Genomic DNA, 24,567 nt, shown 5'->3' with positions numbered 1-24,567 from the left:
CAATAACTTTTTAACTAAACAGTAAAAGTGTAAGAATCTATAAATAACATGGCCTGATAACCAAAAATCGTACTAAATAATTAGCGTAGAAATATCAGCTTTAAGTCATGCCAATCAAAATACTGTGACATTAGCTGGTATGATTTTATTCAACCAATAAAAAAGCCAGCATTTAAGCTGGCTTTCATAGTAGCGCTATATCAATTATTAGCTGGTCAGATCACCACAAATAGCCATTAGTTGATCACGCATCCAAATATTACCTTTATCTTTCTGTGTAGATTCATGCCAGCTTAGGTAGCCAGTGATCTTAGCGTTAGCAAATGGTAATGGCAGCACTTTAAGTTGTAAGTTATCAGCTGACGCTTCAGCTAACCAACGTGGAGCAACAGCAATCAACTCAGATTGGCTAACTACAAACATAATGTCGTTTAGACTTGCACCTTGATATGCATCCTGACAGTTTACTGCGCTGTGATTATAAATGTCATCAGCGAACATTTTAACATCTGATACTGATTTTAGAACTGCATGCATTTCAGTATTAAACTCATCAGCAGAGATGCTATCACCAATACGTGGGTGATTGTTCGCGACAATTGCCACTAACTCATCACAAAATAGCTCAGTACTACAAAAGCCATCTTCATCAAATCGTGCGTAATCAATCACAAAATCCACTTCTTGATAACGCATTTTTTGTGGTAATTCTGCGTCTAATTCAGCTTCTAGTTGAAGCTGAATATTTGGTGCTTGCTCACGCATCGTCGATAATACTGTTGGCGCAAAACGCATATCGGAAGGACTACAAATGGCAAGTTTAAAAGTGCGGTTTGATGTTAATGGCGTAAAGATAGAACATGGCAATTCATTTTTTACTAACTGTAGTGCCTGACGCAATGGACCAAACAATTGTTTAGCGCGTTGTGTCGGTTGAATACCACGACCATGACGAATAAATAATTCATCGTTAAACATCACTTTTAAACGTGCAACTGCATTACTTACTGCCGGTTGTGACATACCTAAATTTTGCGCTGCACGAGTAATATTTTGTTCCTGCATAACAGCATCAAAAACGGTTAATAAATTAAGATCAACACTGCGTAACGTTGATTCCATACTGTAATTATCAACGGCAGAAACTGAAGTAGTCGTTCGGCTCATGGTATACCTCTAAAATTTAATTATTATTAGTGCATCGCAATGCCATACTCACTTAGACGTTATTTTAATTATCTACAGTGTCTGCTTTGAATGCCATATTGGGATGCACCAAGTATCAACTATATAGATTGATGAAACTAATAATAGAAAATAAGATAATATGAACAGCCACTTATTTAATTATAATTCAGGAAAATAAAAACAAAAATATCAACAACTTAAACAACAAAATAATCATTTTAAATTTAATATAAATAAAACAATCGTTAATAAAATAAGATAAAATAGCGTTTTTATTTCAAGAATTATCATTTATTTTCAATCTAAAATTCACAACGAAAATACTATAGACTTATTATATATTTAGTTTTTGTATATATTTAAAGTCAATGATTATTGATATATAAATATAACAATTAGTAGCAATTACCAATTATTATATTATTGATAAAATATATAATTAATATTCTTATCAATATTAACCATTAACTTCTCTTCTTGTAGTTAGTAAGCACCTACACTTAAGCTCACTTAGCACTATATTGCTCGCTTTTGATGGCGCAATTCCACATGTAAAGTACAAAAAAAACACAACTTTTGGTTGACCTATAGCCCGTCTATTTGATATTCATTTGTTAACCAAATTAACTGAAGTCTTTAATAAAATGAAAACACGTTTCTCTATCCTCTTAGCACTCCTCCTTATCGTGACATAATCACGCGGGTTGCTATCGAGTGGGAAACACCACCAAAGATTTCAAAACCCGCGCAAATAAGCGCGGGTTTTTTCATATTTTGACCAGCGCAAGTGAATGCGGAACTCAGCCTTATATCGGCTTATATTTAAAAGGATGTCATTATGAAAGATCAGGTCATTATTTTTGATACAACCTTGCGTGATGGCGAGCAAGCATTATCAGCCAGTTTAACCGTTAAAGAAAAATTGCAAATAGCCTATGCGCTTGAACGTTTAGGTGTCGATGTCATCGAAGCCGGTTTTCCGGTCTCATCTCCCGGTGATTTTGAATCAGTACAGACTATCGCAAAGCACATTAAACATAGTCGTATCTGTGCCCTTTCTCGTGCCGTTGCAAAAGATATTGATGTTGCAGCTGAATCATTAAAAGCCGCTGAAGCATTTCGCATTCACACCTTTATTTCAACCTCCACCGTGCATGTACAAGATAAGCTACGCCGTAGCTATGATGATGTGATTGAAATGGGAGTTGCAGCTGTTAAACGGGCGCGTAAATATACTGATGATGTCGAATTTTCCTGTGAGGATGCAGGCCGGACACCGATTGATAATCTGTGTCGCATGGTAGAAGCCGCTATTGATGCCGGTGCTAATACCATTAATATTCCAGACACTGTTGGCTATACCCTGCCAAGTGAATTTGGTGGCATTATTAGCCAACTATTTGAACGAGTACCTAATATTGATAAAGCTGTCATCTCTGTTCACTGCCATGATGATCTTGGCATGTCGGTGGCTAACTCAATGGCAGCAATTCAAGCTGGTGCTCGTCAAGTAGAAGGTACGATAAATGGTCTTGGTGAACGTGCTGGTAACTGCGCCCTCGAAGAAATCGCAATGATCATTAAAACTCGCCAATCCCTTTTGGGCGTCCATACCAATATCAAACATGACGAAATTCATCGCACCAGCAAAATGGTCAGTCAGCTATGCAATATGCCAATTCAAGCTAATAAAGCGATTGTTGGCGGCAATGCCTTTAGTCACTCTTCAGGTATTCACCAAGATGGCATGCTGAAAAATAAAAACACCTACGAGATCATGACCCCAACCTCTATCGGCCTTAAAAATCAGGCATTAAATCTGACCAGTCGTTCTGGCCGAGCCGCCGTTAAAAGTCATATGGATACATTAGGCTACACCGAACACGACTATGAACTGGATAAACTTTACGCTGACTTCTTAAAACTCGCTGATCGTAAAGGCCAAGTATTTGACTACGATCTAGAAGCATTAATGCATTTTGCTAACCTGCGCGATGAAGATGACTTTTTCAAAATAAACTATTTAAGCGTGCAATCTGGCAGCGTGATGGCCACCACCAGTATTAAGCTGCAATGTGGTAGCGAAGAAAAGTGTGAAGCCGCTGTGGGCAACGGGCCAGTCGATGCACTTTATCAATGTATCTATCGTCTAACCGGTTATGAAATCGTATTAGATAAATTTGATCTTACCGCCAAAGGCGAAGGTGAAGATGGCTTAGGCCAAGCAGATATCATTGCTAATTATAAAGGTCGCAAATATCACGGCACAGGTTTAGCCACTGATATTGTTGAGGCATCAGGTCAAGCTCTGATCCATGTTATCAATAGTATTCATCGTGCAGAGCAAATCGCGACCATCAAACAACAACATAGCCAATAACGGGTTAAAAAATTCAATTTTATTTTTGGTACATTACGGAGAGCATCTACCATGGCAGGTTCATATAATATAGCAGTACTACCCGGTGACGGTATTGGCCCAGAAGTCATGCAGCAAGCACATAAAGTATTAGCTGCTATACAACAAAAATTCGATATTACACTTCATTGTCACCAGTTCGATGTTGGCGGTATTGCAATTGATAATCATGGTTGTCCGCTACCGCTAATTACTCTAAAGGGCTGTGAAGCTGCAGATGCGGTGTTATTTGGCTCTGTCGGTGGCCCTAAATGGGAACATCTAGCCCCTAACGATCAACCTGAACGTGGCGCTCTATTACCGCTGCGCAAGCACTTTCAATTATTTTGCAATCTACGTCCGGCACAAATTCACCGTGGGTTAGAGCGTTTCTCACCACTGCGCGCTGATATTTCTGAGCGGGGTTTTGATATTGCAGTCGTACGCGAACTCACTGGCGGTATTTACTTTGGTCAACCCAAAGGCCGTGAAGGTGAAGGGGCGCAAGAAAAAGCATTTGATACTGAAATTTATCATCGTTATGAAATTGAGCGGATTGCAAAAATTGCGTTTGAATCGGCACGATTACGCCGTAAAAAAGTATGCTCAATTGATAAAGCTAACGTTCTACAAAGCTCAATTTTATGGCGAGAAGTGGTTGAAGAAGTTGCCGCTGATTATCCCGATGTCAGCTTAACTCACATGTACATTGATAACGCCACCATGCAGCTAATCAAAGATCCATCGCAGTTTGATGTGATGCTATGTTCAAATATTTTTGGCGATATTATTTCTGACGAATGCGCCATGATCACAGGCTCAATGGGCATGTTGCCATCTGCAAGTTTAAATCAACAAAAATTTGGTATGTATGAGCCTGCTGGCGGCTCAGCACCTGATATTGCAGGTAAAAATATTGCCAATCCAATTGCACAGATTCTATCAGCAGCCTTAATGCTACGTTATAGCCTTGGTGAAGAAGAAGCAGCACGCGCCATAGAAAGAGCTGTTGCTCAAGCACTAGAAGCGGGAGAGCTGACAGCAGACTTAGCAGGCACAGGTGCCGCCCTAACCACCAGCGAAATGGGTGACAAAATCGCAGCCTATATTCAGCAAGCATAAGGAGCATCATTATGTCGAATAACACATCGTCAACGACTGCTAAAACACTATATCAAAAAGTTTATGATGCTCATGTCGTTGTTGCAGCAGCGGGTGAAAACCCAATTTTGTACATTGATCGTCATTTAGTGCATGAAGTTACCTCACCGCAAGCATTTGATGGTTTACGCGAAAAAGGTCGTCATGTTCGCCAAGTCGCTAAAACCTTTGCCACTATGGATCACAATGTTTCTACTCAAACCAAAGACATCAACGCATCAGGTGAAATGGCACGAATCCAAATGGAAACACTTGCCAAGAACTGTGCTGATTTTGGGGTTACATTATATGACCTAAACCATAAATATCAGGGTATTGTCCATGTAATGGGGCCTGAACTTGGTATTACCTTACCCGGTATGACCATTGTTTGTGGTGACTCACATACCGCCACTCACGGTGCTTTTGGCGCCTTAGCTTTCGGTATTGGTACCTCTGAAGTGGAACACGTATTAGCCACTCAAACTCTAAAACAATCTCGTGCTAAAACCATGAAGATTGAAGTTAACGGCAAAGTAGCGGAAGGCATTACCGCTAAAGATATTGTACTGGCCATTATCGGTAAAACCACCGCAGCTGGCGGAACCGGTTATGTGGTTGAGTTCTGTGGCGAAGCAATCACCGATTTGTCTATGGAAGGTCGAATGACCGTTTGTAACATGGCCATTGAACTTGGTGCTAAAGCTGGCTTAATTGCACCGGATCAAACCACCTTTGATTATATTAAAGATCGTAAATTTGCTCCCAAAGGTGCTGATTTTGACGCTGCGGTAACATACTGGACATCCTTGAAATCCGATCCTGAGGCTGAGTTTGATGCGGTAGTGACACTGGATGCTAAGGATATAAAACCACAAGTCACATGGGGTACTAATCCTGGTCAAGTGATTGCGGTAGATGAGCCTATTCCAGCACCTGAAAGTTTCACTGATCCAGTAGAACAAGCATCTGCAAAAAAAGCATTAGCTTATATGGGATTAGAAGCTCAAAAATCACTGTCTGATTACTCTGTCGATAAAGTCTTTATCGGTTCTTGCACTAACTCACGTATTGAGGATATGCGCGCAGCAGCAGCGATTGCTAAAGGCCGTAAAGTAGCAGCTAACGTTCAAGCTTTAGTCGTTCCAGGCTCAGAACAGGTCAAAGCACAAGCAGAGCAAGAAGGGTTAGATAAAATCTTTATTGATGCGGGTTTTGAATGGCGCTTACCTGGATGTTCAATGTGTTTAGCAATGAATAACGATCGCTTAGGCCCAGGTGAACGCTGTGCTTCTACCAGTAACCGTAATTTTGAAGGCCGTCAGGGTCGTGATGGTCGTACTCATTTAGTTAGCCCCGCGATGGCAGCTGCGGCAGCCTGCGCTGGTCACTTTATCGCTATTCACCAACTTGATCCCGTATCGGCGTAACAAAAGGATTTGAACATGACAGGTTTTACTCAACATACCGGATTGGTGGTGCCGTTAAATACTGCCAATATTGATACCGATGCCATTATTCCAAAACAATTTTTACAAAAAGTGACGCGTACAGGTTTTGGGCAGCATTTATTTCATGATTGGCGTTTTTTAGACGATGCTGGTAAACAGCCTAATCCCGATTTCATAATGAATGCTTCGCGCTACCAAGGCGCAACCATTTTACTGGCACGTGAAAACTTTGGCTGTGGATCATCGCGCGAACATGCACCATGGGCATTGGCTGATTACGGCATTCAAGTCATGATTGCACCTAGCTTTGCTGATATTTTTTATGGTAATTCAATCAATAACCAAATGATTCCTGTTCGCCTGACCGATCAACAAATTGATCAATTATTTGAATTTGTTGAAACGACTGTTGGCGCAACGATCACGGTTGATCTTGAAGCTATGACTGTCAGCGCTAATGGCCATCACTACTCCTTTGAAATTGATGAATTTCGACGCCACTGCCTATTAAACGGGCTTGATAACATTGGCTTAACCCTACAACACCAAGCAAAAATTGCCGATTACGAAGCCAATATTCCCGCTTATCTTGCATAGCTCGCTCGACGAATAACAACGCCTGCTCATCAGCAGGCGTTTGTTTAGCATGTCATACTGTACAGTGTAATAAATACCATTTTATGGCGGTCTTAATGGTCATCTTCTTTTATCAGTGGAATATTTATGCGCGTACTCTTAAGTTTGTTATTGATATTATGGTCAGCGAATCTTTTCGCAGCACCAAAGGCCGATCTATTACCTTACTGGCAAGATCAACTCGCCACAGATCAACGTCAGATTGATCACCACCAATGGCAACAATTATTGGATAAATATTTAGTCGTACAACCTCAACAAACACTGTTTCGTTATGATGCGGTTACTCCTGCTGATAAACAACTATTACAGAATTATATTAATCACTTAGCAAAACTTGATCCGCGCCAATATAATCGCAACGTGCAATTTGCTTACTGGGTTAATCTGTATAATGCCCTAACTGTACAATTGATTATTGATAATTACCCTCTAACTTCAATCACTAAACTGGGGGGCTTTTTCAGTTTTGGGCCGTGGGATCAAGCCATTGTAACTATCAATAATAAAACTCTTAGCCTTAACGATATTGAACATCGAATATTGCGCCCTATTTGGCGTGATCCTCGTATCCATTATGCGGTTAATTGTGCCAGTTTAGGCTGCCCGGATTTACTGCCACACGTGTTTGACAGCCAGCACTTAAATAGCCAACTTGATGCTGCGGCCAGCCGCTTTATCAATAGTGATAAAGGAGTAAAAATCAATTCAAAACAAACAACTCTATCGTCTATTTATGACTGGTATAGTAGCGATTTTGGTAACCAACAAGCATTATTACAGCATATAAATCATTACCGCATCCATAATAAAATCAATGCCAATAACCTTAAATATGATTACAACTGGTTGTTAAATAGGAAGCTATAACTTAATTGCCATTACAGGTACAATACTCGCGTTCTCATTGGGGAGCCGCTAGGCTGAGATTGTTGTTATTATCTTGATTGATATAGCAGAACCCATTGAACCTGAACCAGGTAATGCTGGCGTAGGAATTGAGAAACGCACTGGTATCTACCACTGCCCATCTGCTATTACAGCTGATATTTATCCTCTCAACCCTGTGCCGCTCTCTCTTTTTATTTTGTTCGCAGGATGCTGACATCAGGAGCGCATAGTGAAAATCAGTTACACACTTTTACCGTTAATATCGATAGCGTTATTATCAAATAATGTCTTGGCGGCTGATAACACCCTTAATGTTTATACCTACAGCTCATTTTCATCTGAGTGGGGTCCAGGGCCTATTATCAAAAAAGCCTTTGAAGCCCAATGCAATGGTTGCAAAGTAAATTTTGTCTCTTTAGAAGATGGCGTCTCGATTCTTAATCGAGTCCGTTTAGAAGGTAGCCGTAGCCAAGCAGATATTCTATTGGGGCTTGATAACAACCTGATGACTGAAGCCAAACAAACGGGACTACTGGCAAAACAACATGTTGATCTAAGTAAATTAACCCTACCTAAAGGCTGGCATGATGATACCTTTATTCCCTATGATTACGGCTATTTTGCATTTGTTTATAACAGCACCAAATTACCCCACCCACCCACCAGTTTAAAAGCGCTGGTTAACGATCAAAATATCAGTGTTATCTACCAAGATCCTCGCACTTCTACCCCAGGGCAAGGGCTGATGCTATGGATGAAATCGGTATATGGTGATAAAGCCGCTGCCGCATGGCAACAACTCGCCAAACATACGGTAACGGTCACTAAAGGCTGGTCAGAAGCTTACAGCATGTTCCTTGATGGTGAAGCTGATATGGTATTGTCATACACCACGTCACCGGCCTATCACATCATCGAAGAGCACAAAACCCAGTATAAAGCGGCTAATTTCAAAGAAGGCCATTACATGCAAGTGGAAGTGGCCGCTAAAATGAAAAATAGTCCCCACCCTAAACTTGCCGATCAATTTATGCAGTTTATTGTTAGTGACGCTTTTCAATCTCAAATCGCGACTCACAACTGGATGTATCCTGTTACTAAACAGCCACTACCTGCCGCTTTTAAACAATTAACCACGCCTGATAAAGCCTTAGAATTTAGTGCCGATGAAGTGGCTCAAAATCGTAAAGCATGGATTCGAGAGTGGCAGCAAGCGCTGACCCAATAATGGCATACCGCTGTGAATAAACCTGTAACTCAACTATTGCCCGGACTATTCAGTGCTGGGCTTATTCTATTATTGGTGATCGCTGCGATCACCAGCCTAATACTCCATGCCGGACAATGGCAACTAAGTAGCTTGTGGCACGATCCTTATCTACGTCATGTGACTCGATTTAGTTTTTATCAAGCCTTGCTGTCGACGCTACTCAGTATCGTACCTGCAATTGCGATAGCTTACGCGCTATCACGACGCCATTTTATTGGTAAACAACTGCTATTACGTTTGTTTGCAATGACGCTCGTGATGCCAGTATTAGTGGCGGTGTTTGGTCTATTAGCTATCTACGGTAAAAGTGGCATTATTAGCCATGGGTTAAGTCTGCTGGGATTACCACGACTAAACATTTATGGTTTAAGCGGCATTTTACTGGCGCATGTATTCCTTAATTTGCCGTTAGCAGTACGGTTTTTACTTCAAAGTCTAGAATCAATCCCCCATGAACAACATCAGTTGGCGGCCCATTTAGGCATTCGCGGCTGGCATAAATTTAAGTTAGTTGCTTGGCCGCGGTTACGCCAACAATTACCTCATGTTGCTGGGCTGATTTTTATGCTGTGTTTTACCAGTTTTGCAGTGATCATGTCGCTCGGTGGTGGCCCGAAATCAACCACTATTGAACTGGCGATTTATCAAGCTATTCGCTACGACTTTGATCTTGCAACAGGGGCTATTTTAGCACTGTGGCAAATGCTACTTTGTGGTGGATTAGTACTACTTAGTCACCGCTTTGCAAAACCACTAGCGACTTTTAGCGCTTCTGTCGGTAACAATGTGGTCAACTATCAAGATAACTGGCGTGCAAAATGTTGGGATTGGAGTTGGATCACCGCTGCGATATTACTGGTGATCCCACCGATTATTGCGGTATTTGTAGCAGGACTTAATCGCCAGTTACCGCAGTTATTACAACAGCCAGCATTATGGCATGCAGTGGCTAATTCACTGCAAATAGCTGTAGTAGCATCTGGGTTAGCGTTTATATTTGGCGTGATGATCCTATTGGCTAGCCGTCAGTTACGTTTGAATAAACAAACAATGGGTGCCGATAGTATCGAGATGATCGGTACCATTATATTAGTCACTCCAGGGTTAGTGTTAAGCACTGGTATCTTCTTACTATTACGCCAATATACCGATGCCTATGGCGCTGCTTTTTGGGTCGTAGTGGGGGTTAATGCGTTAATGGCGCTGCCTTATGTGATCAAAACGCTGAGCCAACCGATGCTACACATTGCTCAGCAATACAACACGTTATGCCGAAGTTTAAACATGAGCGGCTGGTCGCGGTTACGGTTAGTCGAATGGCGAGCCTTGCGTAAACCAATCGCACAATCACTGGCTATAAGTTTAGTGCTGTCATTAGGCGATCTCGGCGCGATCGCTTTATTTGGCAGTCAAGATTTTCAAACCCTACCACTGTATTTATTTCAATTAATGGGCAGTTACCGAATGGATGGTGCTGCGGTGGCAGCATTATTACTATTGTTGCTCAGTTTGGGCTTATTTAGCGCGATTGAATACTGCGTTCAACCTCGACGCACTAAAGGTAAACACCATGCTTAATGTCAACCAACTCAGTTACACCTATCAGCCGCAACGCCAACATGAACAGCCAATGACGTTAAGCTTTAACTTTAGCCTTCAGCAAGGAGATATTGCCGCACTTATTGGGCCAAGTGGCGCAGGGAAAAGTACGCTATTAGCACTTATAGCTGGTTTTCTACAACCCAATAGTGGTGATATTCGTATCCACCAGCAGTCAATTATTGGATTGGATCCTGCTCAGCGACCATTATCGATGTTGTTTCAAGAGCACAATTTATTTCCTCACCTTAGCGTCTATGAAAATATTGCCCTCGGGGTTGATCCGCGTCTGAAACTTACCCCTCAGCAGCAACAGCAAGTACACGACGCCGCAGCCAAAGTCGGGCTAGAATCCTATTTAACCCGCTTACCCGAAAACCTATCCGGAGGTCAGCGACAACGGGTCGCCCTTGCGCGTTGTCTTATTCGTCAACGACCACTATTACTGCTTGATGAGCCCTTCTCGGCACTTGATCCTGCCCTGCGTAACGACATGCTCAAATTGGTACAACAATTAGCGCAACAGCAAGCAATTACCGTATTAATGATCACTCATAGTCCTGCTGATGCTAACAAAATAGCCAATAAGTGTATCTTTGTTGATGACGGTGAAATTAAAGCTCAGGGGAACACCAACGCCCTTCTCAATCATCCACAACACCCAGAGTTACGCCGCTATCTTGGATTAACGACGGATTAAAGAAACCAGATAAATGACTGCGGGCTCAACACATCAATGCGTTGAGCCCGCTTTATTTTTTCAAGCTGCTAATCAATAACACAATGATTAGCTTAAAGGTTTTCTTCTGCAAACTCGGCTAAACGGCTTCGTACCACACCATTAAGATAAATATTGGCACTACCATCAAAATGTTTAAACCGTTCAACAATATAGGTTAAGCCTGATGTCACAGGAGATAAATAATTAGAATCAATTTGCGCCAAATTACCCGAGCACACCAACTTAGTGCCTTCACCACAACGGGTAATAATGGTTTTAATTTGAGAAGCGGTTAAATTCTGGCACTCATCCAGTAATACAAACGCATTTTGAATGGAACGCCCACGCATAAAGTTTATCGATTTAAATTGAATATTGGCTTTATCAAAAATGTATTTCATTGAGCCATCAGTACAGACATCATGTTTATGTAACGCTTCCATGGTATCAGTAACGGCAGCTAACCACGGCAGCATTTTCTCTTCTTCGGTCCCCGGTAAAAAACCGATAGATTCAGCAATTTCAGGCGTATTTCGAGTGACAATTATCTTGTCATACATGCCTTTTTCTATCACTTGTTCTAGTGCTGCTGCCATGGCTAAAATGGTTTTACCACAACCTGCTGGCCCCGTTAAGATCACCAAATCAATGTTAGGATCCAGCATCGCATCCAATGCCATACCCTGGTAAATATTTTTAGGATGCACTCCCCACGCCTGACGGTGCATTAAGCGCTCATAACTAATATCTTTAATGGTGACCTCTTCACCCTCAATATTTTTTATGCGCGCGGCAAACTCTTGACTATCATCCAGTAAATATTGATTCACATAAGGACTTTCAAATAACGCTTTAGGCAGAGTATGTAAGGTTGAACTACCTCGATTTTCAGAATGACACTCCGCAACATTACTCCAAAAATCACCACTATAACGATGAAATCCCTTACTGAGTAAAGCGACATCATCAATTAATTGATCTGAGCGATAGTCATCGACATTCAATACTCCAGCGCCTTTTGCTCGTAGGCGCATATTGATATCTTTAGTGACTAAGACTACGCTTCTTGGAGCATGTTTTTGTTGTAAAAAAAGCACGCTATTAAGAATTCGATTATCGCCAGCTTTATCACTAAACGCATGTACTGTTTGCTTAACTTCATAGTCAGCAAAAATAGCAATAGTACCATTGTGAGCAATTTTATCGTTAAAGGTAATACCCGCTGAGATTTGCTCAGGGGTGGCATCGTGAAAAATATTTTCAAGGGCACGAATAGCGACCCTAGCATCACGAGAAACATCACGTTTACTGTCTTTGATACGATCTAGCTCTTCCAAAACCGTCATGGGGATCACCACGTCGTGCTCTTGGAAAGAGAAGATAGCGAGAGGTTCATGAAGCAGAATATTTGTATCTAATACAAATAGTTTCCGTTCGGCGTTGTCCATAAGCACCTCCTTGGTAGGGTGGATAGCAAGCAACTTACTACCCTCTTTTAGCTTACTTCAAAATCAGTGATTGAGTTAAATAGTAACGCTATAACTATTAAGGCCAAGATAAATGAAACTAAAATGACAATGAGACTCACGCCTCTTTTAGACACTTTCACCGTGACCTTAATCACATCATGCAGTAACATAACTCCCCCCATTTTTGAGTTATGCGGTTGGCGTATTATCCATCTATGCCTTTAGTTTTATTATAGACGATAAACAGACAACGCGAATTATAACATTTTCCTTTATATCAAATAATTAGAAGGTTTTTAGCACTATGCCATTTGCTTTGGGTCAACGTTGGATCAGTGATACAGAAAGTGATTTAGGTTTGGGCACAGTCGTTGCTATTGAGCCACGCACTGTTAGCTTGATGTTTCCAGCATCAGATGAAAACCGTTTATACGCTCGCCATGATGCACCCGTTACCCGTGTAATGTTTAATGTTGGCGATGTGATTGAAAGCCATGAAGGCTGGTCGTTAAAAGTAACAGCGATCGAAGAAGATAAAGGAATTATTACTTATATCGGTACCCGTACCGATACCCAAGAAAGTGATGTTGCGTTACGAGAGATCTTTTTAAGCCATCAAATTCGATTCAATAAACCACAAGATAAGCTTTTTGCAGGTCAAATCGATCGCATGGATCGTTTTGCACTACGTTACCGTGCCCTAAAAAATCAATATGAGCAATTAAAAAGCCCATTACGTGGCCTGTGTGGCATGCGTGCAGGTTTAATTCCACACCAGCTTTATATCGCTCATGAAGTCGGTCGTCGTTACGCACCACGTGTATTACTGGCTGATGAAGTAGGTTTAGGTAAAACCATTGAAGCAGGCATGATTATCCACCAGCAAGTGCTGTCTGGTCGTGCTGAACGTATTCTAATTTTGGTACCAGAAACTCTGCAGCACCAATGGCTAGTAGAAATGATGCGCCGCTTTAATCTGCATTTTTCTATTTTTGATGAAGAGCGTTGTGTTGAATCGTTAGCCGATGCTGCCAACCCTTTTGATACCGCACAGTTTGTATTATGTTCATTGGATTTTCTGCGTAAAAGTCGCCGTCGCTTTGAGCAAGCCCTTGATGCTGATTGGGATTTATTAATTGTCGATGAAGCTCATCACCTAGAATGGAGCGAAGAGCGTCCGAGTCGTCAATATCAAGTAGTTGAAGCTATTGCAGAAAAAACTCCAGGGGTATTATTACTAACAGCGACGCCGGAACAATTAGGCCGTGAAAGCCACTTTGCTCGCCTACGTTTATTAGATCCTGATCGTTTTTACGATTATGAAGCGTTTGTTGAAGAAGAACGTCAATACGAACCTGTTGCCGATGCTGTATCGAAATTACTGGCAGGTGAAGCACTTGATAGCAACGCCAAGCAAACACTCATCGACTTACTGACAGGTCAAGATGTTGAGCCGATGATCACTGCAATTGAAAATGCTACCACAGCAGATGACGCTGAGGCACTTGAAGCACGCCATGAGTTGATCCGTAATCTAATGGATCGCCACGGCACCGGTCGCGTATTGTTCCGTAATACTCGCTCTGCTATCAAAGGATTCCCTAAGCGTCACCTTAATATGTACCCATTGCCAATGCCAAATCAGTACAGCACCGCGATGCGTGTTGCTGCCATGATGTCGGGTAAATTAAGCATTAACGAAAAAGCGATTAAACTGCTTTACCCTGAAGATATCTATCAAGAATTTGAAGGGGAATCTGCCACATGGTGGAACTTTGATCCTCGAATTAACTGGCTGTTAGATATGCTAAAAGCCAATCGTAATGAAAAAGTGTTGGTGATATGTTCTCGTGCGCAAACAGCATTAACGTTAGAGCAAGCATTACGTGAACGTGAAGGTATTCGTGCAACGGTGTTCCATGAAGGAATGTCAATCATTGAGCGCGACAAAGCAGCGGCATATTTTGCGCAAGAAGAAAGTGGCGCTCAGGTATTAATCTGTTCAGAAATTGGCTCTGAAGGACGTAACTTCCAATTTGCAAATCAACTGGTAATGTTTGATTTACCAAGTAACCCAGACTTACTAGAACAACGTATTGGTCGTTTGGATCGTATTGGTCAGCAACGTGATATTGAAATTCATGTGCCGCACCTTGAAGGTACTTCACAAGCATTACTGGCTCGCTGGTTTAATGAAGGTTTAAACGCCTTTGAAGAAACCTGTCCAACAGGCCGTCCGGTTTATGAGGCGGTATGTGAGGACTTAATCACGCTACTTGCCAGCGATAAGCAAGACAATGATGCATTGGAAGCGGTGATCACTCAAAGTGCAGCACTACATAACCAACTTAAAGCAAAATTAGAGCAAGGTCGCGATCGCCTTCTTGAAATTCACTCTAATGGTGGTGAAGCAGCGCAACAATTAGTTGAGCAAATCAGTAGTAAAGACGGCGATACTAACTTAGTTTCTTTCGCGCTGGGCTTATTTGATACTATCGGTCTTAACCAAGACGATAAAGGTGAGAACGCCATTGTTGTCACACCTTCAGAGCACATGATGGTCGCGAGCTACCCAGGTTTACCGTATGACGGCTGCACGATCACCTTTGATCGTAACACTGCCTTATCACGCGAAGATCTGCACTTTATTAGTTGGGAACACCCAATGATTCAAGGTGGTATCGAATTACTATTAAGCGAAGGCGTGGGTACAACGGCTGTTTCATTGCTAAAAAATAAAGCACTGCCAGTCGGCACATTGTTATTAGAGCTGATTTATGTGGTTGATGCCCAAGCGCCAAAACAATCAGGCATTGGTCGTTTCTTACCGAAAACACCGATTCGTATTCTGCTTGATGGTAAAGGTAACAACCTATCAGCGAATGTTGAGTTTGAAAGCTTTAACCGCCAGTTAAGCCCAATTAACCGCCATTTAGGCAGTAAGTTGGTTAACTCAGTACAAAAAGATATCCATACTCTTATTGCTCATGCTGAACGTGAAATCGACAAAGAGTTAGTCTCTGTACGTAGCCAAGCCCAAGCTGAGATGGAAGCAACATTACGTGCTGAACATCAACGTTTACTGGCACTAAAAGCGGTTAACCCTAATATTCGTGATGACGAGTTAGAGTTAATTGAATCTCAGATTTTAGATTTAACAGACTACATTGCTAACGCTCAGATTCAGCTCGATTCATTACGTCTGATTGTTGTAAGTCACAACTAATTATTGATGTTACCGCTCTAAAATTTAGCCGCCGATGATGTGTTTACAGCATGCCATCGGCGGTTTTTTTACCGCTGTAGTACTATATACATACCAATTGTAAGGCATTCATATTAGTATGCTGACCAATTTTTTTACTCATACCAACGAGCGCACCATGAAACCATTGCCTGTGTTGAACTACAACCCACCAACCGATCCTTGGCTAGATACCCTTTTTGTTGATAACGATATTATTGCCGTCAACAAACCTGCAGGTCTGTTATCAAATCCAGGGCGTCAACCTGAGCATCATGACAGTGTATTTGCGCGTGTATTAGAACAATATCCACAATCACAAATCGTACATCGGTTAGACATGGGGACATCTGGTTTAATTGTATTAGCACTCAATAAAGCTGCTGAATGTCATTTCAAAGCGCAATTTCGTGAACGTGAAACCAAAAAAGTCTATTACGCCCGTGTATGGGGACATCTTGAGCATGATAGTGGCACGGTCGATTTACCTCTGATTTGTGATTGGCCTAACCGTCCGCGTCAAAAAGTGTGTTTTGATGATGGTAAACCGTCAGTGACACATTATGAGGTATTAAGTCGCGACGAAAATAGCACCTTAGTTCGATTGTTACCAATCACAGGCCGCTCACACCAACTACGAGTACATATGCAAGCACTAGGACACCCTATTTTAGGTGATAAGTTCTATGCCAATGATGAAGCCGTTGCAGCGTCACCACGATTATTATTACACGCAGCAGAGCTAACATTTACCCATCCTGGTAGCAATGAGCCGATGCACCTTTTTGCACCATGTGAGTTTTACCCACAAGCACCAACTCAAACAATTTACCCATAAGCGGTAGGCATCTTGAATAATGAATGCTAGCGTAAAGCCTGCATTCATTGTTTATTGAGGTTACCCATGGATACTATCGTTTTTCTTGATCATGGAACCATTCCGGCGCATATCAGCCTTCCTCGGCCTAATTTTTGTCATCAATGGCAGCAATACGAAACCACAACGCCTGCACAAGTCATTGAACGACTTCAAGATGCGACAATCGCGATCACCAATAAAGTCATCCTTGATAGTCAAGTACTGGCACAATTACCCCAGCTTAAATTTATCGCCATTGCCGCGACGGGCACCAATAATGTTGATCTCGATTACTGTCGTAGCCACAATATTAAAGTAGCTAATATTCAAGGTTATGCTACCCGCTCAGTACCAGAGCACGTCATTGCGATGATTTTTGCCCTCAAACGCAACTTGGCAGGTTATCAACAAGATATCGCTAACGGGGAATGGCAGCGCCAGCAACAATTTTGTTTTTTCACTCATTCCATTACTGATGTTGCAGGCTCAACCCTAGGTATTTTTGGTAACGGCAGTTTAGGTCAGGCTGTTGCGACACTGGCACGCGCCATTGGCATGGAGGTGTTATTTGCCGAGCATGCAGGAGCAAGTCAGTGCCGAGATGGTTACCACCCTTTTGAGCAAGTGTTGCGTGAAGCCGACATCATTAGCCTTCATTGCCCACTCACTCCAGCAACCACCAATATGATTGCCGAACCACAGTTTGCTTTAATGAAATCAAGCGCGATTATTATCAATACCGGCCGTGGGGGCTTAATCAATGAAGTCGAGTTAATTAACGCATTACTAACAAACCAAATTGCAGGTGCGGGAATTGATGTCTTTACTCAAGAACCAGCTCCAATATCGAATCCTTTAATTGCTCATAGCCATTTACCCAATTTAATTTTAACCCCACATGTGGCATGGGGTTCCGACTCTGCCATTCAAACATTAGTCAATCAGTTAATTGATAATATTAATAGCTTCCATTTAGGCACCGATAAAAATCAGCTTTAACCTCGATTTTTAGCCACAAAAAAGCGAGCATTTACGCTCGCTTTTTTATATAACGATTCAACCATCGTGGCGATTAATAGGCTATTTAAAGCCCTTTTCTTTACGGATCAAATCATAAGCAGCCTGTAACTCTTGGGTTTTTTGCTTAGCGATTTCCATCATTTCTGGTGGTAAACCTTTAGCGGCCAACTTATCAGGATGGTGTTCATTCATTTGTTTACGGTAGGCGCGTTTAACTTCTTGCGCAGAAGCGTCATCATTTACACCTAATACTTTAAATGCATCCGCTAACTGATCGCGTGTAGGCGGCGCTTGAAAACCACCACCTTGCTGATGATACTGCTGATGAAAGCCACCCTGTTGAAAACGGAATGCGGCTTCTTGCATTTGTAAACGTTGCTCAAGTTGTGCTTCTGAGAAACCAAGATAACGCGCAATCACGTGCAATAACTCACGCTCTTTCGGATGTAATTGGCCGTCAGCAAATGCCGCTTGGATTTGCAGCTCTAAGAAAAACTGTAACAAATCTGCCCGTCCAGCACGGCTACGAACACGATTAAGGGTTGCTTCTAATGGAAAGGTATCTTCTTTACCCTCACGAAACGCATTTTGCGCTTGGCGACGAGACTCACCTTGCAACCCCATACGATCCATGATCGTACTCGCCACTCGAATTTCATTTTCAGTCACACGACCTTTGGCTTTTGCCATATGGCCCATGGTGGCAAAACAGGCATTAAAAAACTCTGCTTGGCGCTCAGCATTAGTGGCATTTTTACCACCAAATCCACCAAAGCCGCCATTCATTTGGCGCGCATAAGCTTTATCAAATTGATGACCAATAAATAGCCCGATCAACAATCCAGGTAGCTTACCAATAGAGAGTCCTAGCAACGCACCAATAATTTTTCCCCATATACCTGTTCTTTGCATTCTATACTCTCTGGTAATTTGTTAATTTTTTCACTGTTTACCCAACAGCATGCGCTGAAAAGATGCCGTCGCGTTAAATTTGCATTATGATAGCTGTCATTTGTCGGGAATGCTTGTAAAAAGCGCAACAATTCGCCTTGCACCAAATTGATACAGGAATGTTGAATTAGATGTCACTTACCTCTCACAGTTTACTAGCCACAATGATTAGCTTGGCCCTTTATGGCCCAGCAATGGCTGCCGACATCACTCCTACAAGTGGTGATAGTCACAACCTACCTACCATTGCAGATCCCGCTAATGATGCGGCTCATGGTAGCAAAGATCCTCTTGCGATGGTACGTGGCGTCTGTATTCCAGAAAAAGATCGCCAACAAGATACCAACAACGAACCGATCCATATCAGTGCTAACCGAGTAGAAGCACAGCAGAATAAAACCGCCGTTTATTCTGGTGACGTGATCGTCAAGCAAGGGACTCGTACGATTGTTGCCGATAAAGCAACCTTACAACAACCAGACAATATTGTGACCGCTAACGGTAATGTTTTCTATCAAGATGGTAGCATGGATATCGATGCCAAGCGCCTAACTAGCGATCTTGATACTAAAGATGCTCAAATGAATGACGCCGTCTACCAGATGACCTGTCAGGCTGGTCGTGGCGATGCCAAATTAATTGAACGTCGCAATGTTGATGGTACTCAATTTTACGAGATGAAGGATGGTACTTACACCACCTGTCCTAGTCGCGATAAGAGCTGGCGTTTTGCTGCTGGTAGCCTAGAGCGCGAAGGTCAATCGCCATTTGCAGATTTATATAACGCCCGTTTTGAAGTCCTCGATTTTCCAGTTTTTTATCTACCGTGGTTGCGTGTACCAGTAACAGATCAACGTCTGACCGGTTTCCTTTACCCATCGATATCTTACGGCTCCAAGAACGGCATGGAGCTTGAGACCCCATTTTATTGGAATATCGCCCCTAATTACGATCTAACTTTTACGCCTAAATACATGAACCACCGTGGGTTGCAATTAACCTCTGAGTTCCGTTATTTAACCGATTTTGGTCAAGGCAAAATGATCGGTGAATATTTAGGTCACGATAAAAAGCATCAAGATTATGATAAACGTTGGGGTATTCAGTGGACACACAGCGGAATTATTAATAAAAACTGGTTGCTGAATATTGATTACAGCAAAGTCAGTGATCCTAAATATTTTGATGACGTCGACTCAATTATTGGTCAACGTGAAGATAATAACCTCCTGCAAACGGCATCATTGGCATACCGTAATGCTAACTGGGACACCAGTTTAATGGTACGTGACTTTCAACCACTGACAGAAAGTGGCGAAGGCACTCAATACCGATTAATGCCTCAACTATCGAGCACATACTACAAATCTGATCTACCATACGGTTTGGATTTTACGCTGCCGATGAGTATCAGTAAATTTGATACCGATGATCGTACCAAGCCAACTGCAGATCGGGTTACTTTTGATCCAACATTAACCTTACCTTATGCGACACCATGGTGGTCAGTTACAACTCAAGCTAAGTTAAATTATGCTCATTACAATCAACAATTTGATGTTAAGCAAAACCCTAATTTAAGCACCCTTGATAAAACGGTTGATCGTACTGTTCCTGAATTTAGAGTTAATAGTAGCTTATATTTTGAGCGTGACACCTCCATTATGGGTGAACACTACACTCAAAGTTTAGAGCCACAACTGCAATATTTATACGTTAAAAATGTCGATCAATCAGGCATTTACAACCCAGTTAATTATAACGGTGGCGGTTACGATTCAACCCGTTTACAACAAGACTATTATGGCTTGTTTAGTGATCGTACCTACAGTGGTCAAGATTACATTGCACCAGCCAACCAATTTACGGTCGGCGCCACAACACGTTATTATGATGCTAACTTTAAGGAACGTTTTACCCTTTCACTGGGTCAAATATTCTATATTGATAAACCGGTCGCTGATGGCAGTGAAGCAAAAAGCTACTCTGCAACCGCATTAGAAACCGAATTTAACCTTGATGATAATTTATTCTTCAAGAGCTCAATGCAATATGACTCAAGTGAAAATGAGATCCAGCAAGGCAGTACCGCGGTTGAATACCGTAATGGACGTGTATTCATTCAACCAAGTTATCGTTATGTTTCTCGTACTTATCTTGGTAATTATGTCGATGAAAACACATTAAAAGATAACGGTAATGATGGCATATCACAATTAGGTTTATCAGCAGGATTCCCAATTAACGATAATATTGATATTACCGCGGATTATTTCCAAGACATGAATGTTAATAAAATGCTTGAGAGCCGCGTAGGCTTAGTTTACCGCTCGGCATGTTGGATGATTGGTCTAAGCTATAATCGCTATGCGAAAGATCCATTAAACCAAGACTTTACTAAGTACGACAGCAATGTCAGCTTCTCGTTTAGTCTGCTAGGACTGCAAGGTGCACGACCATTAGGTCAAGCTTCAGATGATGGCGGCAATATCTTAGGTTATGCTGACCCATTTACACTTAAAAATTAATGATCGTGGCGATAATACATATCGCCACTCAACATGACGGACTATAAATGAAAAAGTGGAAGTATTCGGCGATAAGCGTAATGCTCATGGGGATGACAGCAACGGCTATGGCAGCTCCTCAACCGCAAGAATTAAATCAAATTGTTACCACAGTTAACGATGGTGTCATTTTGCAAAGTGACGTTAATGCGATGCTAAAAACCGTCCATCTTAATGCTGCAGCGGCAGGGCAGGCATTGCCTTCAAACAATATCCTACGCCAGCAAGTAATGGATAAATTGATCATGGAAACGCTACAAATCCAGCAAGCAAAACAGCTGGGGTTGCGTATTGATGACAGCCAACTTGATCAAGCTATTGCTGATGTTGCTAAACAACGTAATGTCACTGTTGCCCAGTTACGCCAACAGTTAGCCAATGCTGGAATTAGCTTCTCGATGTTCCGTGAGCAATTACGTAACGACATGTTAGCCTCTGAAGCACGTACTATTATTGTGCGTAAACGAGTCAACATTTTGCCACAAGAAGTCGATAGTTTAGCAGCACAGCTTGCAAAGCAAACTCAGCAAAACGTGCAATACAACATCAGCCAAATTCAGATCGCTGTTGATGATGATGCCGATAAAGCCACCCGCGAAAAAGCGAAGCAAGAAGCTAACAAGATTTATGGCGAGCTAAAACAAGGCGCTAATTTCGCTGAATTGGCTTACCGCTACTCCAAAGGTCCTAAAGCCCTTAAAGGTGGTGAGTGGGGCTGGATGAGTAAAGATGAAATGCCAACAATTTTTGCTGACCAAATTAAAACCAGCAGCAAAGACAGTATCATTGGTCCTTTCCGTAGCGGCGTTGGTTACCATATTTTAAAAATCAATGACGTTAAAGGCATGCCAACAGTATCTGCGGTTGAAGTAAAAGCTCGTCATATTTTAATTAAAACCTCCATTATTTTAAGTGACGCCGCAGCGAAAAAAGAATTACAACAAATTCGCCAGAAAATCATTAGTGGTAAAGAAAGTTTTGCTGCAGCTGCAAAACAGTACAGTGAAGATCCAGGCTCTGCTAGCAATGGCGGTCAACTAGGTTGGCAACTTCCTTCAATGTATGCCCCTGCTTTTGCAAAAGAAGTAGAAACATTACCAGTCGATCAAATTAGCCAACCGTTTAAATCTCAGTTTGGCTGGCATATTGTAGAAGTAGAAGGTCGTCGTAATGTCGATCGTACTGAAGCTGCCTTAAAGAATCGTGCGGCACAAATTTTGTTTAATCGTAAGTTCAATGAAGAAGCACAAACTTGGTTACAAGAACTGCGTGCAGGTGCCTACATCGAACAAATGAATAAGGTAAATAATGGCTAATAACAAGCAAATGACTAACCCACAACGGATTGCGATCACCCCAGGTGAACCGGCAGGAATTGGCCCAGATTTAGTCATTGCCTTGTGTCAGCAACATTGGCCGCACCAACTTGTAATTTGTGCTGATGCGCAGGTTATGGTAGAACGTGCGGCTCAATTAGGTTTAGCGCTTACTATTTTGCCCTATCAATCTGAGTTACCCGCGATACCACATCAAGCGGGAACAATGACTGTAGCTCAAATAGACAGTGCCGCCGAGGTTATCAGCGGCCAACTTGACGAACAAAATGGGCTCTATGTATTAGCAACATTAGAACGTGCCGCTTCTGGTTGTATGAGCGGTGAGTTCGCCGCGGTTGTTACTGGCCCCGTCCACAAAGGGGTCATTAACCGCGCAGGTGTTTCTTTTAGTGGTCACACTGAGTTTTTTGCCCAGCAATCAGAGACAGCACAAGTTGTGATGATGCTGGCAACAACAGGGTTACGGGTTGCATTAGTAACAACCCATATTCCGGTAAGCAGTGTTTCTAAAGCTATTACTGAACAACGACTTAAGCAAGTTATTCGTATCTTGCATGCTGACTTAGTGACTAAATTTGGTATTGCGTCGCCGAAAATTTATGTTTGCGGGCTCAATCCTCATGCCGGAGAAGACGGCTGTATGGGAATGGAAGAAATTGATACTATCATTCCAACATTAGAACAACTGCGTCAGCAAGAAGGCATAAATTTGCTTGGACCATTTCCAGCAGATACTATCTTTCAAGAAAAATATTTAGCTGATGCCGATACGGTATTAGCCATGTATCACGATCAAGGGTTACCGGTGCTGAAATATAAAGGCTTCGGTAAATCAGTCAACATTACGTTGGGACTGCCCTTTATCAGAACTTCAGTAGATCATGGTACCGCACTGGAACTCGCAGGTACTGGGCAAGCAGATATAGGTAGCCTTCGGACAGCGCTATCCCACGCCCTCGAATTGGTAGAAAAACAAGCATGAGCAGCGATCAAGTCCATTTAGGTCACCGTGCGCGTAAGCGCTTTGGCCAAAACTTTTTAAAAGACCCATATATTATTGATGGTATCGTATCAGCGATTAACCCTCTACCCGGCCAAAACTTGGTAGAAATTGGCCCTGGCCTTGGTGCAATCACAGAATATGTTGGCAAGTTAGTCGATAAATTTACTGTTATCGAACTTGACCGAGATTTGGCGGAGCGTTTACGTAACCACCCCGATCTAGCATCAAAACTAACCATCCATGAAGGCGATGCAATGCGCTTCGATTTTACGCAACTTATTAAAGAAAATAATAAGCTACGTATTTTCGGTAACTTGCCTTACAACATCTCAACCCCGTTAATGTTCCACATTTTTGAGTTCCATAAAGACGTACTAGATATGCACTTTATGCTTCAAAAAGAAGTGGTTAATCGTCTTGCTGCGGGCCCTGGTAGTAAAGCTTATGGCCGTTTAACGGTTATGGCGCAATACTACTGTAAAGTAATGCCTGTATTGGAAGTGCCGCCAGAGTCTTTCGTACCTGCACCAAAAGTAGATTCAGCAGTGGTGCGTTTAACGCCATATGAAGTATTACCATTCCCATGTACTAACCTAAAATGGTTAGATCGTGTGTGTCGTGAAGGCTTCAACCAGCGTCGTAAAACGATCCGTAACTGTTACAAAGCTTTGTTGACACCAGAGCAACTTGAAGCGCTTGGTATTAACCCTAGCCACCGTCCAGAAAACATTACGGTAGAACAATTTGTTGCTATGGCTAATTGGCTTGATGCTAATTTCCAAAAAGAAGAGCAATAACGTTAGCGCGCCTTAACAACTGCGCT

General features: G+C 42.1%; 18 protein-coding genes and 1 riboswitch. Of the genes, 15 read left to right on the top strand and 3 right to left on the bottom strand.

Annotated features, from left to right (window positions below):
• Positions 1-207: 207 nt before the first annotated feature.
• Complete coding sequence (gene leuO / locus PMAL9190_RS15400; RefSeq protein ID WP_087845958.1) at positions 208-1,167, bottom strand: transcriptional regulator LeuO; 960 nt, start codon at positions 1,165-1,167, stop codon at positions 208-210.
• Positions 1,168-2,026: 859 nt separating this feature from the next.
• Between leuO and leuA the strand changes: the two genes are divergently transcribed.
• The 8 genes from leuA (at position 2,027) to thiQ (ending at position 11,273) form a co-directional block, all read left to right on the top strand.
• On the top strand, positions 2,027-3,568 hold the full coding sequence (gene leuA, locus PMAL9190_RS15395) for a 2-isopropylmalate synthase (protein WP_087845957.1): 1,542 nt from the start codon (positions 2,027-2,029) through the stop codon (positions 3,566-3,568).
• A 51-nt stretch (positions 3,569-3,619) separates the two neighbouring features.
• Complete coding sequence (gene leuB, locus PMAL9190_RS15390) at positions 3,620-4,708, top strand: 3-isopropylmalate dehydrogenase (protein ID WP_087845956.1); 1,089 nt, start codon at positions 3,620-3,622, stop codon at positions 4,706-4,708.
• Between the two features lie 11 nt (positions 4,709-4,719).
• Positions 4,720-6,156 (top strand): 3-isopropylmalate dehydratase large subunit, encoded by a 1,437-nt coding sequence (gene leuC, locus PMAL9190_RS15385; RefSeq protein WP_087845955.1) that lies wholly within the window; start codon positions 4,720-4,722, stop codon positions 6,154-6,156.
• Between the two features lie 15 nt (positions 6,157-6,171).
• Positions 6,172-6,774 (top strand): 3-isopropylmalate dehydratase small subunit, encoded by a 603-nt coding sequence (gene leuD, locus PMAL9190_RS15380; protein ID WP_087845954.1) that lies wholly within the window; start codon positions 6,172-6,174, stop codon positions 6,772-6,774.
• 126 nt (positions 6,775-6,900) lie between these two features.
• Positions 6,901-7,683 carry a DUF547 domain-containing protein gene (locus PMAL9190_RS15375; protein ID WP_087845953.1) on the top strand — a complete coding sequence of 261 codons (783 nt, stop codon included), beginning with the start codon at positions 6,901-6,903 and terminating at the stop codon, positions 7,681-7,683.
• A gap of 28 nt (positions 7,684-7,711) precedes the next feature.
• A riboswitch (TPP riboswitch) is annotated at positions 7,712-7,828 on the top strand.
• 105 nt (positions 7,829-7,933) lie between these two features.
• Positions 7,934-8,932, top strand: coding sequence for a thiamine ABC transporter substrate binding subunit (gene thiB / locus PMAL9190_RS15370; protein ID WP_087845952.1), 999 nt, complete (start codon positions 7,934-7,936; stop codon positions 8,930-8,932).
• A 12-nt stretch (positions 8,933-8,944) separates the two neighbouring features.
• On the top strand, positions 8,945-10,552 hold the full coding sequence (gene thiP / locus PMAL9190_RS15365) for a thiamine/thiamine pyrophosphate ABC transporter permease ThiP (protein ID WP_087845951.1): 1,608 nt from the start codon (positions 8,945-8,947) through the stop codon (positions 10,550-10,552).
• Positions 10,545-11,273, top strand: coding sequence for a thiamine ABC transporter ATP-binding protein (thiQ, locus tag PMAL9190_RS15360; protein WP_087845950.1), 729 nt, complete (start codon positions 10,545-10,547; stop codon positions 11,271-11,273). The genes thiP and thiQ overlap by 8 nt, the downstream gene beginning before the upstream one ends.
• Before the next feature lie 92 nt (positions 11,274-11,365).
• Here thiQ and PMAL9190_RS15355 read toward each other — a convergent pair whose 3' ends face one another.
• Positions 11,366-12,742 (bottom strand): PhoH family protein, encoded by a 1,377-nt coding sequence (locus tag PMAL9190_RS15355; RefSeq protein ID WP_087845949.1) that lies wholly within the window; start codon positions 12,740-12,742, stop codon positions 11,366-11,368.
• Between the two features lie 325 nt (positions 12,743-13,067).
• Here PMAL9190_RS15355 and rapA point away from each other — a divergent pair, with 325 nt between their 5' ends.
• The 3 genes from rapA to PMAL9190_RS15340 all read left to right on the top strand — a co-directional run bounded on the left by rapA (position 13,068) and on the right by PMAL9190_RS15340 (position 17,865).
• Positions 13,068-15,989 (top strand): RNA polymerase-associated protein RapA, encoded by a 2,922-nt coding sequence (rapA, locus tag PMAL9190_RS15350; RefSeq protein WP_087845948.1) that lies wholly within the window; start codon positions 13,068-13,070, stop codon positions 15,987-15,989.
• Positions 15,990-16,146: 157 nt separating this feature from the next.
• A complete protein-coding gene (gene rluA, locus PMAL9190_RS15345) occupies positions 16,147-16,845 on the top strand; it encodes a bifunctional tRNA pseudouridine(32) synthase/23S rRNA pseudouridine(746) synthase RluA (protein WP_087846010.1) in 699 nt (232 codons plus the stop codon).
• 66 nt (positions 16,846-16,911) lie between these two features.
• Complete coding sequence (locus tag PMAL9190_RS15340) at positions 16,912-17,865, top strand: D-2-hydroxyacid dehydrogenase (RefSeq protein ID WP_087845947.1); 954 nt, start codon at positions 16,912-16,914, stop codon at positions 17,863-17,865.
• Between the two features lie 81 nt (positions 17,866-17,946).
• On the opposite strand, the gene djlA is transcribed toward PMAL9190_RS15340, so the two are convergent.
• Entirely contained in the window at positions 17,947-18,798 is an 852-nt protein-coding gene (djlA, locus tag PMAL9190_RS15335; protein WP_087845946.1) for a co-chaperone DjlA, read from the bottom strand.
• A 170-nt stretch (positions 18,799-18,968) separates the two neighbouring features.
• On the opposite strand from djlA, the gene lptD reads away from it, so the two are divergent.
• From lptD to rsmA, 4 genes are read left to right on the top strand one after another with little or no spacing between them, the layout of a single operon-like run.
• Complete coding sequence (gene lptD, locus PMAL9190_RS15330; protein WP_087845945.1) at positions 18,969-21,365, top strand: LPS assembly protein LptD; 2,397 nt, start codon at positions 18,969-18,971, stop codon at positions 21,363-21,365.
• Positions 21,366-21,412: 47 nt separating this feature from the next.
• The gene (gene surA, locus PMAL9190_RS15325; RefSeq protein ID WP_087845944.1) at positions 21,413-22,720 is read left to right on the top strand and encodes a peptidylprolyl isomerase SurA; all 1,308 of its coding nucleotides are present in this window, start codon (positions 21,413-21,415) and stop codon (positions 22,718-22,720) included.
• Between the two features lie 10 nt (positions 22,721-22,730).
• Positions 22,731-23,723, top strand: a complete 993-nt coding sequence (gene pdxA / locus PMAL9190_RS15320) for a 4-hydroxythreonine-4-phosphate dehydrogenase PdxA (protein WP_087846009.1) — start codon at positions 22,731-22,733, stop codon at positions 23,721-23,723.
• Positions 23,720-24,541, top strand: coding sequence for a 16S rRNA (adenine(1518)-N(6)/adenine(1519)-N(6))-dimethyltransferase RsmA (gene rsmA, locus PMAL9190_RS15315; protein ID WP_087845943.1), 822 nt, complete (start codon positions 23,720-23,722; stop codon positions 24,539-24,541). The genes pdxA and rsmA overlap by 4 nt, the downstream gene beginning before the upstream one ends.
• The last annotated feature ends 26 nt before the right edge of the window (positions 24,542-24,567 follow it).

Origin of the sequence: Photobacterium malacitanum, from assembly GCF_900185615.1 — a bacterium.
Taxonomy (GTDB): Bacteria; Pseudomonadota; Gammaproteobacteria; order Enterobacterales; family Vibrionaceae; genus Photobacterium; species Photobacterium malacitanum.
This window is presented reverse-complemented; position numbering and strand designations above follow the sequence as displayed.

What these genes read in the sequence shown, in the direction of transcription:
- leuB (WP_087845956.1), top strand. Translation starts at nt 3,620, where the DNA reads ATGGCAGGTTCATATAATATAGCAGTACTACCCGGTGACGGTATTGGC.
- rluA (WP_087846010.1), top strand. Translation starts at nt 16,147, where the DNA reads ATGAAACCATTGCCTGTGTTGAACTACAACCCACCAACCGATCCTTGG.
- surA (WP_087845944.1), top strand. Translation starts at nt 21,413, where the DNA reads ATGAAAAAGTGGAAGTATTCGGCGATAAGCGTAATGCTCATGGGGATG.
- PMAL9190_RS15375 (WP_087845953.1), top strand. Translation starts at nt 6,901, where the DNA reads ATGCGCGTACTCTTAAGTTTGTTATTGATATTATGGTCAGCGAATCTT.
- PMAL9190_RS15340 (WP_087845947.1), top strand. Translation starts at nt 16,912, where the DNA reads ATGGATACTATCGTTTTTCTTGATCATGGAACCATTCCGGCGCATATC.
- leuO (WP_087845958.1), bottom strand. Translation starts at nt 1,167, where the DNA reads ATGAGCCGAACGACTACTTCAGTTTCTGCCGTTGATAATTACAGTATG.
- djlA (WP_087845946.1), bottom strand. Translation starts at nt 18,798, where the DNA reads ATGCAAAGAACAGGTATATGGGGAAAAATTATTGGTGCGTTGCTAGGA.
- lptD (WP_087845945.1), top strand. Translation starts at nt 18,969, where the DNA reads ATGTCACTTACCTCTCACAGTTTACTAGCCACAATGATTAGCTTGGCC.
- leuA (WP_087845957.1), top strand. Translation starts at nt 2,027, where the DNA reads ATGAAAGATCAGGTCATTATTTTTGATACAACCTTGCGTGATGGCGAG.
- leuC (WP_087845955.1), top strand. Translation starts at nt 4,720, where the DNA reads ATGTCGAATAACACATCGTCAACGACTGCTAAAACACTATATCAAAAA.
- thiQ (WP_087845950.1), top strand. Translation starts at nt 10,545, where the DNA reads ATGCTTAATGTCAACCAACTCAGTTACACCTATCAGCCGCAACGCCAA.
- rapA (WP_087845948.1), top strand. Translation starts at nt 13,068, where the DNA reads ATGCCATTTGCTTTGGGTCAACGTTGGATCAGTGATACAGAAAGTGAT.
- leuD (WP_087845954.1), top strand. Translation starts at nt 6,172, where the DNA reads ATGACAGGTTTTACTCAACATACCGGATTGGTGGTGCCGTTAAATACT.
- rsmA (WP_087845943.1), top strand. Translation starts at nt 23,720, where the DNA reads ATGAGCAGCGATCAAGTCCATTTAGGTCACCGTGCGCGTAAGCGCTTT.
- PMAL9190_RS15355 (WP_087845949.1), bottom strand. Translation starts at nt 12,742, where the DNA reads ATGGACAACGCCGAACGGAAACTATTTGTATTAGATACAAATATTCTG.
- pdxA (WP_087846009.1), top strand. Translation starts at nt 22,731, where the DNA reads ATGACTAACCCACAACGGATTGCGATCACCCCAGGTGAACCGGCAGGA.